Origin of the sequence: uncultured Alteromonas sp., from assembly GCF_963976965.1 — a bacterium.
In the GTDB taxonomy this organism is placed as follows: Bacteria; Pseudomonadota; Gammaproteobacteria; order Enterobacterales; family Alteromonadaceae; genus Alteromonas; species Alteromonas naphthalenivorans.
Window position 1 is genome coordinate 1 of the sequence record NZ_CAXBMP010000038.1, and the last position, 14,368, is coordinate 14,368.

12 protein-coding genes and 1 pseudogene are annotated in these 14,368 nt (G+C 46.2%); 3 read left to right on the forward strand and 10 right to left on the reverse strand.

Annotated features, from left to right (window positions below; genetic code table 11):
• Both AAC006_RS19290 and AAC006_RS19295 read right to left on the reverse strand, forming a co-directional pair.
• Window positions 1-232: pseudogene (locus AAC006_RS19290) on the reverse strand (hypothetical protein); the annotation flags it as partial.
• Window positions 225-1,619 (reverse strand): YcjX family protein, encoded by a 1,395-nt coding sequence (locus tag AAC006_RS19295; protein ID WP_057794852.1) that lies wholly within the window; start codon window positions 1,617-1,619, stop codon window positions 225-227. The pseudogene AAC006_RS19290 and the gene AAC006_RS19295, both read right to left, overlap by 8 nt.
• A 227-nt stretch (window positions 1,620-1,846) precedes the next feature.
• Between AAC006_RS19295 and AAC006_RS19300 the strand changes: the two genes are divergently transcribed.
• The gene (locus AAC006_RS19300; RefSeq protein ID WP_013786104.1) at window positions 1,847-2,191 is read left to right on the forward strand and encodes a carboxymuconolactone decarboxylase family protein; all 345 of its coding nucleotides are present in this window, start codon (window positions 1,847-1,849) and stop codon (window positions 2,189-2,191) included.
• A 96-nt stretch (window positions 2,192-2,287) separates the two neighbouring features.
• Here AAC006_RS19300 and AAC006_RS19305 read toward each other — a convergent pair whose 3' ends face one another.
• Window positions 2,288-3,049 (reverse strand): MBL fold metallo-hydrolase, encoded by a 762-nt coding sequence (locus tag AAC006_RS19305; protein WP_126872692.1) that lies wholly within the window; start codon window positions 3,047-3,049, stop codon window positions 2,288-2,290.
• A gap of 132 nt (window positions 3,050-3,181) precedes the next feature.
• On the reverse strand, window positions 3,182-4,087 hold the full coding sequence (locus tag AAC006_RS19310) for a LysR family transcriptional regulator (RefSeq protein WP_126872693.1): 906 nt from the start codon (window positions 4,085-4,087) through the stop codon (window positions 3,182-3,184).
• Between the two features lie 235 nt (window positions 4,088-4,322).
• Between AAC006_RS19310 and AAC006_RS19315 the strand changes: the two genes are divergently transcribed.
• Window positions 4,323-5,543, forward strand: coding sequence for an acyl-CoA dehydrogenase family protein (locus tag AAC006_RS19315; RefSeq protein WP_013786107.1), 1,221 nt, complete (start codon window positions 4,323-4,325; stop codon window positions 5,541-5,543).
• Between the two features lie 33 nt (window positions 5,544-5,576).
• Window positions 5,577-5,708 carry a hypothetical protein gene (locus AAC006_RS19320; protein ID WP_260563499.1) on the forward strand — a complete coding sequence of 44 codons (132 nt, stop codon included), beginning with the start codon at window positions 5,577-5,579 and terminating at the stop codon, window positions 5,706-5,708.
• Window positions 5,709-5,811: 103 nt separating this feature from the next.
• On the opposite strand, the gene AAC006_RS19325 is transcribed toward AAC006_RS19320, so the two are convergent.
• The 6 genes from AAC006_RS19325 to AAC006_RS19350 form a co-directional block, all read right to left on the reverse strand.
• A complete protein-coding gene (locus AAC006_RS19325; RefSeq protein WP_244360367.1) occupies window positions 5,812-6,345 on the reverse strand; it encodes a hypothetical protein in 534 nt (177 codons plus the stop codon).
• Between the two features lie 127 nt (window positions 6,346-6,472).
• The gene (locus AAC006_RS19330; RefSeq protein WP_126872695.1) at window positions 6,473-7,594 is read right to left on the reverse strand and encodes an ABC transporter permease; all 1,122 of its coding nucleotides are present in this window, start codon (window positions 7,592-7,594) and stop codon (window positions 6,473-6,475) included.
• Between the two features lie 3 nt (window positions 7,595-7,597).
• The gene (rbbA, locus tag AAC006_RS19335) at window positions 7,598-10,405 is read right to left on the reverse strand and encodes a ribosome-associated ATPase/putative transporter RbbA (protein ID WP_288389260.1); all 2,808 of its coding nucleotides are present in this window, start codon (window positions 10,403-10,405) and stop codon (window positions 7,598-7,600) included.
• A complete protein-coding gene (locus AAC006_RS19340) occupies window positions 10,402-11,466 on the reverse strand; it encodes an HlyD family efflux transporter periplasmic adaptor subunit (RefSeq protein WP_231885014.1) in 1,065 nt (354 codons plus the stop codon). The genes rbbA and AAC006_RS19340 overlap by 4 nt, the downstream gene beginning before the upstream one ends.
• 385 nt (window positions 11,467-11,851) lie before the next feature.
• Window positions 11,852-12,733, reverse strand: a complete 882-nt coding sequence (gene mmsB, locus AAC006_RS19345; protein ID WP_126872697.1) for a 3-hydroxyisobutyrate dehydrogenase — start codon at window positions 12,731-12,733, stop codon at window positions 11,852-11,854.
• A gap of 32 nt (window positions 12,734-12,765) precedes the next feature.
• On the reverse strand, window positions 12,766-14,265 hold the full coding sequence (locus tag AAC006_RS19350) for a CoA-acylating methylmalonate-semialdehyde dehydrogenase (protein ID WP_126872698.1): 1,500 nt from the start codon (window positions 14,263-14,265) through the stop codon (window positions 12,766-12,768).
• Window positions 14,266-14,368: the final 103 nt, after the last annotated feature.

The window sequence follows — 14,368 nt, forward strand, 5'->3', positions numbered from 1 at the left end:
CCAAGGTTAACCCACCAGTAGAAATACGCGCTTTTGCGCTGTCCATTTGCCATTCGTTGGTTTCAGTTTTTGCGGGCATTGCAGTATCGGGGGGCCTAATATCAAGGCGCTGCTGTACCACTTTGGGGCGATAGGCCGGCGGAGCTGCACTTGTCGGTTTCTCGGTACTTTTATCTATCGAGCTTTGTTCATCTATCGAGCTTTGTTCGCTCATCGAGTCTTGTTTATTCATTGGAAACTCCTTCGGCCAACAAGAACTGGAGTAGTCTGTCCAACCCTCTGCCGGATAGTATTCGCGCCATATAGTCTTGCGGCACTTGGGTGTTCAATACTGGAAAATGTGCATCTGCTTCCATGGCTTTAAGTGAAGCCGGTATCGGTTCAAATGCCGCTTCTACATAACCATTCTCGGCATCTTGATAACGCAGTGCATTTGGCGAGCTGCCTTCATCCGTGACTTGTATTGCCGATACTAAAAAATGCTCAAATTTAATAGGCTTATCAACAAACCGAGCTCTTGCACCTTCAGTAACCTGCTTGAGTAACGATAACAAGTTTTCGCGCTCAGACACCGGGATTAAATCAGCTTTTGTGGCTACAAAAGCCACTCGGCCAATGGCTTCTTTGCGCATAACATTGCGGGCAAACCACCCTGTTTGGCCATACACAAAGGTGTCGGCCAAATGACTAAGCGTTTCTTTTAATTGATACAAATGCTGACGGCTGTGATTTAACCCTTCGAATAAATCCACCAAAATAATTTGTTTGTCGGTTTCCCGAAATACAGACTGCTTTAACGGCGTTAACCAGTCTTTTTGAAACCTCGTAAAATGCGCATCAAATACCTTGTACCAAGGATGAGATACATCGCTGGTAATACTTGATGGTAACGGCGCAAAGCCTAACTGCTGCCAATCAAAATCACTCGAATCTAATAAGAAGCTGCCGGGTTGTAGCAAGGATATTCCATTTTTTTTCGCCACCACTAAATAATGTCGATAGGCACTCACGAGCGCGTTAATGTTCTCTTGTGTGGGCAGTTGTTCGAAGTCAAAGGCGTTAACCACCGTTTTCCACTCATTCGCAAAATGCTGCTGAGGCCCGCTACTTAATTGCGCCCATGCAGAATCAGACCACTGAGCGTAGGTTTTACCTAGCATAGGAATATCGGTTATCCACTCCCCTGGATAGTCGATAAATTCAAAAACAATATCGGTGTGGGGCAAAAGGTGGCGCTTAATACTCATGGTTTGTGTTAACCGCACAACAAGCTTAAACCCATAAGCTTCTTCGGTAGCCTCAGGCCACCGACCTGATGCCAGCGCATCCATGTTCTCTTTGAGAGGGAAAGGCTTGTACCCGTCTATGGGTTCAATCCGCATGAATTCTACCTGTGAAGGCGGAAGATATCGCAACAAAGGCATACAAGCATAACCTTCTTCGCTGCGACTTTTCAGCATGGTCATTAAGCTGGTGAACAACATAGATTTTCCGCTTCGGCTTAAGCCGGTAATGGTAAATCTATGGGTTTCTTTACTGAAAATATCAGACAGGGTTTCCCCTGATGCTGACGCGGCTAAGCGCACCTTATCAAGTAAAGAAGACAAACTGTTTTGCATGAGCCACCCGTTCCCTTTTAGTTGCACTTAACCATACGTGCCTCTACATAATGTGGTCATTAATTGATGTAAGACAAGCATATTGCACGTTTTGTTACAACTTCCGCAATTTCACCTTAATCTAAGTTGACGACTATATGATGCACTGATACATAAGCTTATATGCATATAAGAATTTTTTTACTTTGTGCTTAGTCTTTACCGTTAATAGTAAAAAGGATCATCAAATGAGCAAGTCGTACCCTGATATAACTAAACGCATTTCAGATAACATGAAGTCTCTTCGCGCTGGCATACCCGACACCATGCAAGGTTTTTCAGCTATGGCGAAAGCAGCAACTCAAGACGGCGCCCTAGATAAAAAAACCAAAGAGCTAATTGCATTAGCCATTGGTATTTCAACGCGGTGTGACGGCTGCATTGGCTTTCATGTAAAAGCATTGGTCGATTTAGACGTAACCAAAGAAGAGTTAGAAGAAACACTAGGGATGGCAATTTATATGGGCGGTGGCCCGTCACTGATGTACGCTGCTGATGCCATGTTAGCCTACGAGCAATTTACTCAGGGGTAATATGCATTAACCGAATTTAGTATGCTGGCTTTGGCTAAAGCGCCTTTAGATAAAGCCGCCTTCGCACTTTTGCAATATGCACTTTTACTGAACCCACTAGTGCTGAGCGGTTTTGCCAAACAGCTTTCGATTTATACGGTTTTTAGCTGAGTGCCAGTGATTCTTTGGCAAGGTAGGCGCGTTCTCGATAACGTGATCAAAAGGAATATCAGCCAACTGTACCGGTGCAACATGGGCGCAAAAAATAGTTTCTATAGACGACTGCGCAATACGTTGTAGCGACTTTCGATATTGATTTGGGTGGCATAAGGGGTAAGGTGGTACTAACTCACCTTTTACTTTTACCAATAAATCGGCCACGTACGCTTGCCGCGTAGGTTCGTGCATAATGGTAAGATCGTGGTCAGTGTGCCCCGGAGAATAAAGTACCTTCCACTCGTTAAAAAAGGGCAGATTTTGCTCGTCTTCCAGCAAGATATCAGCCCGCAATACAGGGTTATACCAAATAGACTCACGCTGCTTACCTATGCGGTTTGCTACCCACCACGTCAGGCCCAAATCAATGGCGTGGGCTGCTCTGCCCATTAAGCCAGCATACCAGCTTTTTGCTTTTGGGTGCGCGGCAATAGACGCCCCGGTTAACGCCTTAATTCTTGCAGCGCCACCAGCATGATCAGGGTGCATGTGCGTTACCACAATCAATTTTAGGTCGCTTAAAGGCCGATGTAAGGTCTCAGTAATAAACTGGCTCACCGTTTCTACATCGGCGCGACTACACCCATCTAATAGCAGTAAGCCATGCTCGTGCTCTGCTAGATAGATGTGTTGAATGTAGCCCGAAAGGGTATGGATCTTCATTTAGATTCTCATGGCGTTGAGTTGAACGCTGTCGTTAATACTACGTGGATTGTGGGTGTGACTTATTTTTGTAGCAAAACACGCCAACAATTCGTACTGAAATACTAACAAACATTACACATAACAACCAGATCAAGCAAACAACTGTAATACCAGAGCCTTAAGCCACATTAACCCTGGCTCGCCTTCTTGATGCTGATGCCAGTACAGATGTGTTTCCAATGCGGGTAAGTTGAAGGGCAGTGCCGCGATACTTAAGTTTTCGTCAGCAAGGGCGCTGGCAATAGAGCCTGGTAAGGTTAACAGCGCGTTGGTGTTCGCGGTAACCTCTGCCGCAGCCCGATAATTTTGACAACGCCATAGCGAAGGGCGGCTGACTCCAAGTTGCTGTAGGGCAATCTCCTCTACCGAGGCCCCTTTTATTCGATTCGACACCGTAATATGCCGTGCATTTAAATAAGCCGCTGCACTTAGGCTATCACGCAAAGCATGCTGTGTATTCATTAGTACGGCGTAGTTATCACGGGTTAGCAAACAATGTTCAACTGGCGGTGAAATGGGCCGGCCAATGTCTACCACTAAATGTAAATTGCGATTACTTAGGTCGGCTACCATGGTGTCGCGATTTAATCGCGCACTCACAATTTCGACATTAGGGGCGTGAACTTCAAGCTTGGCTAGTAGTGCCGGTAAAACACTAAGCTCTAGCGACTCTTGCATAGCAATAACGAAGCGCTGATGGCTGTGAGCAGGATTAAATTCGGTAAATTCACTTAGTGCGCGGCGAATATTAGCTAACGCTTCTAGAATTTGAGGTGCTAACCGTTCGCAGGCGGCCGTAGGCAGCATATGGTTTTTTTCACGAGCAAATAGTGGGTCGCCAAGAATTTCGCGAAACCGTCGCATGGCGTGGCTAACCGCTGATGGCGTGATATGCAGCGACTCTGCGGCATGGGTCATGTTACGCTGCTGCCACAAAGCTTCAAACACTTTCAGTAAGTTTAAGTCGAGCTTTTCAAATTGCCGTTTATCTTGCATTAAGGCTTTCCCTTTAATACCTAAACCGCCCCACAACAAACTACGCTGAAAAACAGTGCTAAAGCCACCTATTGAAACCGGCTCTCAACATCACAGCGCAGTGAATAGCATTCACAATACTATCGGACTAGATTTCATTTCATTCATTCTAGTAACTAAACTACGCTATAGCTATCAAATTTATTACCCACTGCTTTTAAGCTACTAGCCATTTGTTAAGCACCCGAGGATAGTCATGGATTTTTCGCATAACGATAAAACAAACGCCCTACTCGAAAAACTTGATGCATTTATTGCTGAACATATCGAGCCCATTGAAAATGAAGTTTATGATTTTCATCATAAAGAGAACCACCACGGTGATTGGAAAAAGTGGAAGCTACACCCTGGCACCGAGGCACTAAAACAAAAAGCCCGCGAGGCAGGATTGGCTAATTTATTTTTGCCCGATGCTGAGCTTGGTAAAGGACTAACCACGCTAGAATATGCGCCTATGGCTGAGCGTATGGGCAGATTTCTTTTCGCCCCTGAGATATTCAACTGTAACGCGCCAGATACAGGCAACATGGAAGTGCTTTATCACTTTGGTAACGATGCGCAAAAAGCCAAGTGGCTTACCCCGTTGCTAGCAGGTGAAATACGTTCTGTGTTTGGTATGACAGAGCCTGACGTAGCATCGTCTGACGCCACCAATATGGCAGCAACCATTATTGAAGATGGCGATGATGTAGTGATCAACGGCAAAAAGTGGTGGTCTACCGGTTTGGGGCATCCCAACGCTGCTTTCACTATATTCATGGGCTTATCTAACCCAGAAAATGACAAACACAGCCGCCATAGCATGGTGATTGTGCCACTAGATACACCAGGAATTACCATAACCCGTATGCTAGATGCGTATGGCGATTACGATGCCCCTTATGGTCATGGTGAAATGCATTTTGATAATGTACGGGTAAGTAAAGAAAACCTAGTGATGGGTTTAGGTAAAGGCTTTGCAATTGCTCAAGGCCGTTTAGGGCCTGGCCGAATTCACCACTGTATGCGCGCCATCGGCATGGCTGAAAAATCACTAGAGCTTGCCCTTAAACGTGGCCACGAACGGGTCGCGTTTGGTAAGCCCATTATTCGCTTAGGCGGTAATTTAGAGCGTGTTGCTGAAGCACGTATGGCCATAGAGCAAGCCAGACTATTAACCCTTCATGCCGCATGGAAGATAGACAACCTTGGCGTGAAGCACGCCATGACAGAAATATCTGCCATTAAAGTGGTGGTGCCTAACATGCTGCAATCGGTAGTAGACATGGCCCTGCAAATTCATGGTGGTGCTGGCATGTGTAGCGACTTCCCATTAGCACGCTTTGCTGCAGGTGCTCGCGCACTACGATTAGCTGATGGCCCTGATGAAGTGCATAAAGGCATGGTGTCGCGCATAGAGCTTAGAAAGTATCAATAAAACAGCCTTGAGCGGATAAACAGCCCTGAGCGGATGAACAGCCCTGAGCGGATAGACAGCCCTGAGCGGATAGACAGCCTTGAGCAGATAGACAGCCCTGAGCGAATAGACAGCCTTGAGCAGGTAAACAGCCCTGAGCGGATAACCAGCCTTGAGCGTTTATAAATAACCTTGAGCATTAAACAAAAAAAGAGGCCTACTTTTCTAAGTAGGCCTCTTTTTCTTATTCACTCTTCAGTATTAGGTGCTCAAACGAATGGTGTTCACGCTACTCACTGTCTTCGTTCAAACGACTATGAATGAGCTCAAGTTTGGCAAAACTTTTGTTTAACTCTGGGTTCGTCATGACTAACGCCAACACGTGTTCATAGCTTTCTTCGCGAGTTTGTTTGGTTAAAAATTTAATCATTTGGTCGCTAGGTAATCGACTCAAATCAATCCCTGTGCCAGTAGACATGGCTTGGATATACATTGCTCGCGCAGTTTTAACATACCGAGGCTCACAGGTTTTTTTGGCAATTTTGCTGCCTATAGGCCGATGATAAGAACAGAGCACGTCAAACTTCGCCACTTCATTTAATTCATGATACATATCCAAGAAATCAAATTTGGCTTTATTGAATTCACGCTGTAATTGCGGTTTTGTTTTTTGTCCAAGTATTTCAAATTTCTCATACTGTCGAGTTTTATCATGCTGCGCAAATACTGCACTACTAAACAGAATAGAAGCTGCTGTGAATAGGCCTGCTAAGTGCTTTATGGTAGCGCCAGATATAGCGGAAGTGGTGTGTGCCTTCATCATTTGTTCCCTTTTTGATGCGTTAAATTCAACCTAGCACATGTACGATTTATAGGCAAAAAAATAGCTATTGTGCCTTCTGCTACCGCTTGGGGCTTGGGCTCGCGCCTTTCTTGGCAAAACCTTCTTTTTAAGCCATGCTACCCACGGTGCTTTTAAATCGACGTAGGGCAATATAATAAAATACCCCACCAATAAATGTTAGCGCAATAAGTTGAGGGTACACCACACTTAGCCCAGCCCCTCTGTACAGCACACCTTGTGATGCCATAACAAAATGAGTATTAGGCGCAATAAGCATAATGTTTTGAATTAAGTCAGGCATACTTTCTCTTGGTGTTACACCACCAGACAGCAACTGAAGCGGTAATAATACTAGAATCAATAAAAGCCCAAACTGTGGCATAGAGCGCGCGATGGTTGCCATGAATATACCTAAACTGCTCACCGCAAATAGGTGAATAGCCACCGCCAGCATAAATAACCACACATCGCCATTAATGGGGACACCCAACACGTATTGAATGACCAAATACACCGACATGAGTGTAGCAAGCCACACCATCAATAAGGTAGCGGCAATTTTCGATAACATTATTTCACTGCTTGATACAGGCATTGCCAATAAATGCTCTATTGTACCCCGCTCTTTTTCTCGAATAAGCGCAGCGCCCGATAAAATAATCGCAATCATCGTCACCGCATTAATGAGCTCCATCACTGAACCAAACCAGAAACTTTCTAAGGCAGGGTTAAACCGCGCGCGCATGATTAAATCTACGGTATAACTGGTTTCTGACTTGTACCCCGCCACGTAAGCGGCCACCTCTTCGCCGATAATTTCAGTAATATAGCCGTTACCGGTAAACGCCTGGCTAATGCGGGTAGCATCTACGTTAACTTGCACATCAGGTACTGAACCCTTCATTACGTCTTTTTCAAATTCAGGAGGTATCGTCACGACAAAGGTGTACTTTCCCGTATCTAAGCTGGGGGTAACGTCTTGTTCAGAAATAATGACGGGGGTTAAAAAATAGGGAGGCACAAAGCCGTCTATCACCCGATGAGAAAGCTGCGAACGGTCATGATCCACAAACGCAATCGGCGCGTTATGCAAAGACTCAGGTACTGCTGTGGCCGCCGTGTAAATGTTTAAGGTGAACACATAGAAAATGAGCACCAACATCACAGGGTCGCGCCATAAGCTCCATAATTCTTTTACACTAAGATGCAATACATTGTTAAGTTTCATTACTTAGCGTTCCTGTTTCTTAAGTAGCGCCACTGACAACCACAGGGTAATAGGAATGCTGATAGCGATGGCATACACCGCAAAATCTAATGAACCAAAGCCCAACCCTTTACTGAAAATGCCTCGACTGGCTAATAAAAAGTAACTAATGGGATGCATCTCACCAATAATTTTTCCTGCGCCCTCTAGTGCTGAAACCGGCGTGATCATGCCCGCAAATTGTACCGCAGGTACCATGGTTCCTATGGTAGTAAGTAGAATAGCGGCAATTTGGCTGTTGGTAAAAACAGACGCCAACAAGCCAAAACTGGTAGAAAAGGTCACAAACAATAACGCGATTATGGCAAACGCGAAGACATCGCCTTTAAGCGGTACTTTAAAAAAGTACACCGCCATCAGAACCAATAAAATGAAGCTTACAAACGAAGTAAGGATATAGGGCACTTGTTTGCCCAGCAGAAATTCGAGTTTCGATACTGGCGTCACATACAAGTTAATAATTGAGCCTAGCTCTTTTTCTCGCACCACGGCTAACGAGGTAAGCAACGCCGGTATCATCAATAACAGCATTGGAATAACCGCAGGTACAATGGCAACTAAGCTTTTAATATCGGGGTTATACAAGTAGCGCGATTGCACATCAATCAGCGAGGTAGAAGTGGTCGTGCTCATTTGAGAAGCTTGTTCTAACAACCAGGTTAAGTGAATGCCTTCAACATAGCCTTCAATAGTTTCGGCTCTAGAAGGCATAGAACCATCTATCCATGCGCCAATTTGTACGTTCTCACCTTTATGGAGCTTTTGGCCGAAGTCCGGCGGTATCTCAATGGCCAGTGACAACTCGCCACTTTTCATTCGCCGGTCCATGTCTTCGTAACTGGTAATATCAGGCTGGGTGACGAAATATCGTGAACCTGCAAGGCTATTGGTGTATTGCTCACTGATGGCAGACTTGTCGCGGTCGAACACCGCATATTGTAAATCTTCTACATCCATGGTTATGCCGTAGCCAATGACCAGCATCAATACGATAGAGCCTAAAAATGCCATGGTTAAGCGGATAGGGTCGCGCATTAACTCCAGCGTTTCACGGGTGGCATAACTCATTAAACGTTGTAGCGACTGTCTATAGCGGCTCTTTTGTTTTGTAGCCGCAGGCACTGCACGGGTATCTTCTTTTTCTGGGCTGGCTTCTTGTCCCGCTGAAGAAACACCTTTCTTCAAGCTAGCCTCTTCGCTTTGCACATCATCTTTACTTGGCTGCGCGGCTTCTAAGTAGTCGATAAACGCTTCTTCTAAGCTCGCAGCTTGCTTGTGGGCCACAATGGCCTTAGGTGAATCAGTTACCAGCACTTTGCCAGCGTGCATAAGCGAAATGCGATCGCACCTTGCCGCTTCGTTCATAAAGTGTGTGGAAATAAAGATAGTCACACCATCTTCTCTGGCCAAGGTGATGAGCAAACGCCAGAAATTATCCCTCGCGATGGGGTCTACCCCCGATGTGGGTTCATCTAGAATCAGTACTTCAGGTTTGTGTACCATGGCCACCGCCAACGACAACCGTTGACGCAACCCTAACGGTAACGATGCGGGCAACGCATCTTTGTGATGACTTAGTGAAAAGCGCTCAAGCATCTCTTGTACGCGAGCCTCACGCTGCTTGTTATCTTGAGTATTAGCCTGTGTAAATAGCCGCGCGTGTAGTACCAAATTTTGTTCAACGGTAAGCTCGGTATACAAGGAAAAGCTTTGCGACATATAGCCCACGCGGTATCGCGTGGCAATGTCGTTCGGATCTAATACGCTGCCTAACATCCATGCTTCGCCAGAAGTTTGTGGCAGAAGGCCAGTCAGCATTTTCATGGTGGTAGATTTACCGCAACCATTCGAACCCAAAAAGCCAAATATCTCGCCTTTTCGAATAGAGAAACTGACGTTATCAACCGCAGTAAAATCACCAAACTTCATGGTGAGACTTTTCGCCTCTATGGCAATAGGCGCGTGAGCGCTTTCATCAATAGGGGTTATAACCACGGGCAAGTGGTTACGTTTTATCGATTCGGGCAATAGGGCAATAAATGCCGACTCTAGATTATCCGTTTGGGTTTTCGCCAGCAGTTCTTTCGGCGTACCTGTGGCTAACACCTTGCCATCGTTCATGGCAATAAGATGTTCAAATTGCTGCGCTTCATCCATATACGCGGTGGCAACCAGCACGGTTAAATCAGATTGCTCTCTATCAGCCCCACCTTTTCGAATATCTGCAATTAAACGCCAAAATTGGCTGCGCGCTAAGGGGTCTACGCCGGTAGTAGGCTCATCTAAAATCAGTAATTTAGGATCGTGAATAAGGGCACAGCATAAGCCTAACTTTTGCTTCATTCCACCAGACAGCTTGCCCGCAGGGCGAGATAAAAAAGGAAACAGCCCAGTACGCTTAGTTAAATTATCGATACGTTTGCGGCGTTCGGCGCGTCCGTGCCCAAATAGCTTGGCGAAAAACTGTAAGTTTTCTTCAACCGATAAGGTGGGATATAGATTCTTGCCCAATCCCTGTGGCATGTAGGCAATATCCGCACAAATGGCTTCTCGGTGAGCCCGCTCACGCATATCGCCATTCAGCACATTAAGCGTACCTTGCTGCAATATACGCTCGCCCGCAATTAACGATAAAAGAGTAGATTTACCTACGCCATCAGGCCCAATAAAACCAACTGTTGCACCACGGGGAATTCGAAGTGATATATCTGCGATAGCGGTAGTTGATTTGTAATGAACCGTCAGACCTTCACAGGTAATGACGTCTGTCATAGCGCAACCAACTCAGGCACATCACTTGGCCACGTTGCGTTATCATCAAGCTTAACCCATACCACGCCAGGCAAGCCTGTTTTTACCTTTTCGATATGTTTTTGTAGTAAGTCTTTAGGAATTTGCGCTTTTACTCGGAACATTAACTTTTCTCGCTCACTTTCGGTTTCCACTGAACGGGGCGTAAACTGCGCGACATCAGCCACGTAAGAAATACTGGCAGGAATAGAAATATCAGATGCGGCATCTAAAACAATACGTGCTTCAGAGCCAATAGAAAGTCGCCCTACTTGAGTAGCAGGCAAGTAAAATGTCATATAAACATTGGTTAAATCTACAAGGCTTAGCACACGTCCACCCGCGGCCACTACTTCACCAGGTTGCACAACACGGTATTGAATACGCCCGTTGCGCGGCGCTTTTAATAACATATCGTCTATTTCAGATTCAATTTGCGCGATGGTAGCATCGCTTGCCGTTACCGCCGCTTGGGCTGATAAATGCTGAGATTTAGAGGCTTCAATGGTGGCGTCTGCCGCTGCAAGCCTGGCCGCCGCGGCATTTACTGCCGCCTTTGCACTTTCTACCGTAGTTTGGTTATCTTCCGCCAATTGTTTCGACACAGCACCAGTTTTTGAAAGCTCATCGGTGCGTTTAGCGTGGGCTTCTGCCGCTTTTAACTCGGCTTCGGTTTGAAGCAACGCTGCCTGTAAGGCAACCTTTTCACTCTCACGCTGCGCAATGGCCATGTGCGCTGCGGCTACTGCACTTTGCGCCTGCACGCGCTGTGCATTGGCTTGACGAAGTTGGCCTTGAATAGTCGTGGTATCAAGCTTGGCGACTAGCATTCCTGCTTCTACTTGCTCACCTTCATCCACATAAATGGCTTCCACTCTTCCCGCTACCTTAGCAGCAATACCAATTTCAATCGCTTCAATTCGACCATTACTCGACACCACATCTTCTTGCTCTGCACCACCGAAGAAGGCGTTATAACCAAGCACCAATAATACAATCAACAAAAAAACTAAAACGAAGGGGGTCTTCTTCACTGTCTTCACGGCAACGCTTCCTGTGTAATGAATCTCGCTGCCTGAGAAGCGCGAGTAGTTTCACGGTGTGGGGAACGCATAAGCTGCCCCCGTGATTTAATCAATTATTTGGCTTACTAGATGAACTACCCATTTTACCTATTGGGAAAGAAGCATCTTTGTTCTAAATCAACAAAACGTAGTGTTGAGCTATTAGTAAGCTGAAGTTTATTAAACAGATGTTGCTTAGAAGCGTAAGCGAGGATATTTGTATGGAAAGTAAAAGAATATCGAACCTGATAAAGGTGCAAAAAATGAAAGTCGCCTCTACCTTTCTTGCACCTTTTTTACACCTTGAATAATCAAGTTTTAAGCAAAGCTTTTTAGCTAAAATCCTAAAGATAGAAGCGTTGAGCTAAAGGGTTTTGATAATAGAAGAAAAATCTAGCCCACCGTTTTCTTGTGCTTGTTCACAATACGCCCGATATAACTCGGCAGCTCTTTCTCCCATCGGCACTTTTGCTCCCACAGACTCAGCGCCCTGCATGGCTAAGGTCAAATCTTTCACCATAAGCGCTGCGGCAAAACCACCGGCAAAGTCATTATCCGCGGGGCTCGCTGGGCCTACCCCCTTTACTGGGCAGTAGCTGGTCATCGACCATGTTTGCCCCGACGCATTCGACGCAATATCGAAAAATACTTGTGGATCTAAATCTAGCTTTTCAGCTAGTTGAAACGCTTCACAGGTAGCAATCATGCTGGCACCTAGCAGCATATTATTGCAAATTTTAGCGGATTGCCCTGCCCCACATTCTCCCGCATGAATAATTTTCTTACCCATGGCTGAAAGTACTTTTTCTGCCTGTTCGAAGGCAGTGTTTTCGCCCCCCACCATAAAAGTAAGGGTACCGTCGCCTGCAGCCTTGGTGCCGCCAGATACTGGCGCGTCTACCATAAGCAAGCCCTGCGTTTTTGCCATGCCGCCGACTTCCTTTGCAGTGGCCACATCTATGGTTGAACAATCTAACAGCAAGGTACCTGATTTTGCATTGGGCAATACGGTTTCTTCGTATATGCCCTTAACGTGTTTGCCAGCCGGTAACATGGTTACCACTGCATCGCAGCACTCTACGGCTTGCTTGGCAGATTCAGCTAATTCGCAGCCATTCTCTTTTGCCATGACCATAGCTTCATTGCTTAAATCAAACGCCAATACGCTGAACCCATTTTTCACTAGGTTTTTAGCCATGCCCGAGCCCATATTGCCTAGGCCAATAAACGCAATATTTTTAGTCATTATTCACTCCGATTTATGTCGATGGACACAGCTTATTCCATGGTAGGAATAACAAACGCATTGTCGTTAGTATCAGAACCATCAGGCCATCGCTGGGTAACGGTTTTCACTTTGGTCCAAAATTTAACCCCTTCCATACCGTGCTGATTGGTATCACCGAAGGCCGAACGCTTCCAACCACCGAAGGTGTGATAGGCAACAGGGACGGGAATTGGCACATTAATACCTACCATGCCCACGTTCACCCGTTGTGCAAACTCTCTGGCGGCATGGCCGTTTCGGGTGTAAATGGCCACGCCATTACCGTATTGATGATCGCTCGCCAACGATACCGCATGGTTAAAGTCTGTGGCGCGCACAATTTGTAGTACTGGCCCGAAGATTTCTTCCTGATAAGAGCGCATATCTGCCGTTACATTGTCGAACAATGTGGGCCCAATGAAATAGCCATTGGTGTGCTCTGGTATTTGCGACGTGCGGCCGTCGTAAATAAGATTCGCACCTTCCGATATGGCAAGTTCAATATATTCTTCAATACGTGACTTATGGGCAGCGGTTACCACAGGGCCGTAGTGCGCCGACTTATCTTCTGAATGGCTTACTTTAATAGCTTTAATGGCTGGAATAAGTTTGTCGATAAGCTTTTCTGCGGTGCCTTCACCTACTGGCACCACCACAGGCAATGCCATGCATCGCTCGCCCGCAGACCCATACGCTGCGCCCACCAAGTCAGCCACCACCTGATCTAAATCAGCATCTGGCATCACAATGCCGTGGTTTTTGGCGCCGCCCATGGCTTGAATACGTTTGCCGGCTCGTGCACCACGCTCATAAACATAATTGGCAATGTCAGATGAACCCACAAAGCTGGCTGCCTTTACGTCTTGATGATCAAGCAAGGCATCTACCGCCACTTTGTCACCATGTACTACGTTCAATACACCTTTAGGTAACCCTGCTTGCAACATGAGTTTGGCTAGCTCAACAGGCACCGATGGATCGCGCTCTGAAGGTTTTAAAATAAAGGCATTGCCACAGGCAATGGCTACGCCAAACATCCACATGGGTATCATTGCTGGGAAGTTAAACGGCGTAATACCCGCCACTACACCTAAGGGCTGGCGCATGGAATACACATCAATACCCGGCCCTGCGCTATCGGTGTACTCCCCTTTTTGCGCATGAGGAATGCCGCAAGCAAATTCAATAACCTCTAGCCCCCGTTGAATGTCACCTTGGGCGTCAGATAGCACTTTACCGTGTTCGCTCGATAGCAACTGGGCAAGCCTGTCTTTGTCTTGTTCAACAAGGCGTTTAAATTCAAACATAACCCGTGCACGGCGCTGAGGGTTTGTGGCTGCCCATTCCCGCTGGGCTTTTTGGGCTACTTCAACAGCATGATTTACCGTTTCCACGGTAGCCAGTGTAACGTGGGCTTGAACCTTTCCTGTGTTAGGGGCGAACACATCGGCGTGACGCTCGCCTTCAGCAGTATAACCTTTGCCTTCAATAAAATGCGTTATGGTTCTCATGGCCTACCTCAACAACTTAAAAATAAAAACAGATTATTTACAATTTTGAAACCTTGCGTTAAAAACTGCAAGTCAATATAGTTACAGCACAGTGCTGCATTTT

What these genes read in the sequence shown, in the direction of transcription:
- AAC006_RS19295 (WP_057794852.1), bottom strand. Translation starts at nt 1,619, where the DNA reads ATGCAAAACAGTTTGTCTTCTTTACTTGATAAGGTGCGCTTAGCCGCG.
- AAC006_RS19300 (WP_013786104.1), top strand. Translation starts at nt 1,847, where the DNA reads ATGAGCAAGTCGTACCCTGATATAACTAAACGCATTTCAGATAACATG.
- AAC006_RS19305 (WP_126872692.1), bottom strand. Translation starts at nt 3,049, where the DNA reads ATGAAGATCCATACCCTTTCGGGCTACATTCAACACATCTATCTAGCA.
- AAC006_RS19310 (WP_126872693.1), bottom strand. Translation starts at nt 4,087, where the DNA reads ATGCAAGATAAACGGCAATTTGAAAAGCTCGACTTAAACTTACTGAAA.
- AAC006_RS19315 (WP_013786107.1), top strand. Translation starts at nt 4,323, where the DNA reads ATGGATTTTTCGCATAACGATAAAACAAACGCCCTACTCGAAAAACTT.
- AAC006_RS19320 (WP_260563499.1), top strand. Translation starts at nt 5,577, where the DNA reads ATGAACAGCCCTGAGCGGATAGACAGCCCTGAGCGGATAGACAGCCTT.
- AAC006_RS19325 (WP_244360367.1), bottom strand. Translation starts at nt 6,345, where the DNA reads ATGATGAAGGCACACACCACTTCCGCTATATCTGGCGCTACCATAAAG.
- AAC006_RS19330 (WP_126872695.1), bottom strand. Translation starts at nt 7,594, where the DNA reads ATGAAACTTAACAATGTATTGCATCTTAGTGTAAAAGAATTATGGAGC.
- rbbA (WP_288389260.1), bottom strand. Translation starts at nt 10,405, where the DNA reads ATGACAGACGTCATTACCTGTGAAGGTCTGACGGTTCATTACAAATCA.
- mmsB (WP_126872697.1), bottom strand. Translation starts at nt 12,733, where the DNA reads ATGACTAAAAATATTGCGTTTATTGGCCTAGGCAATATGGGCTCGGGC.
- AAC006_RS19350 (WP_126872698.1), bottom strand. Translation starts at nt 14,265, where the DNA reads ATGAGAACCATAACGCATTTTATTGAAGGCAAAGGTTATACTGCTGAA.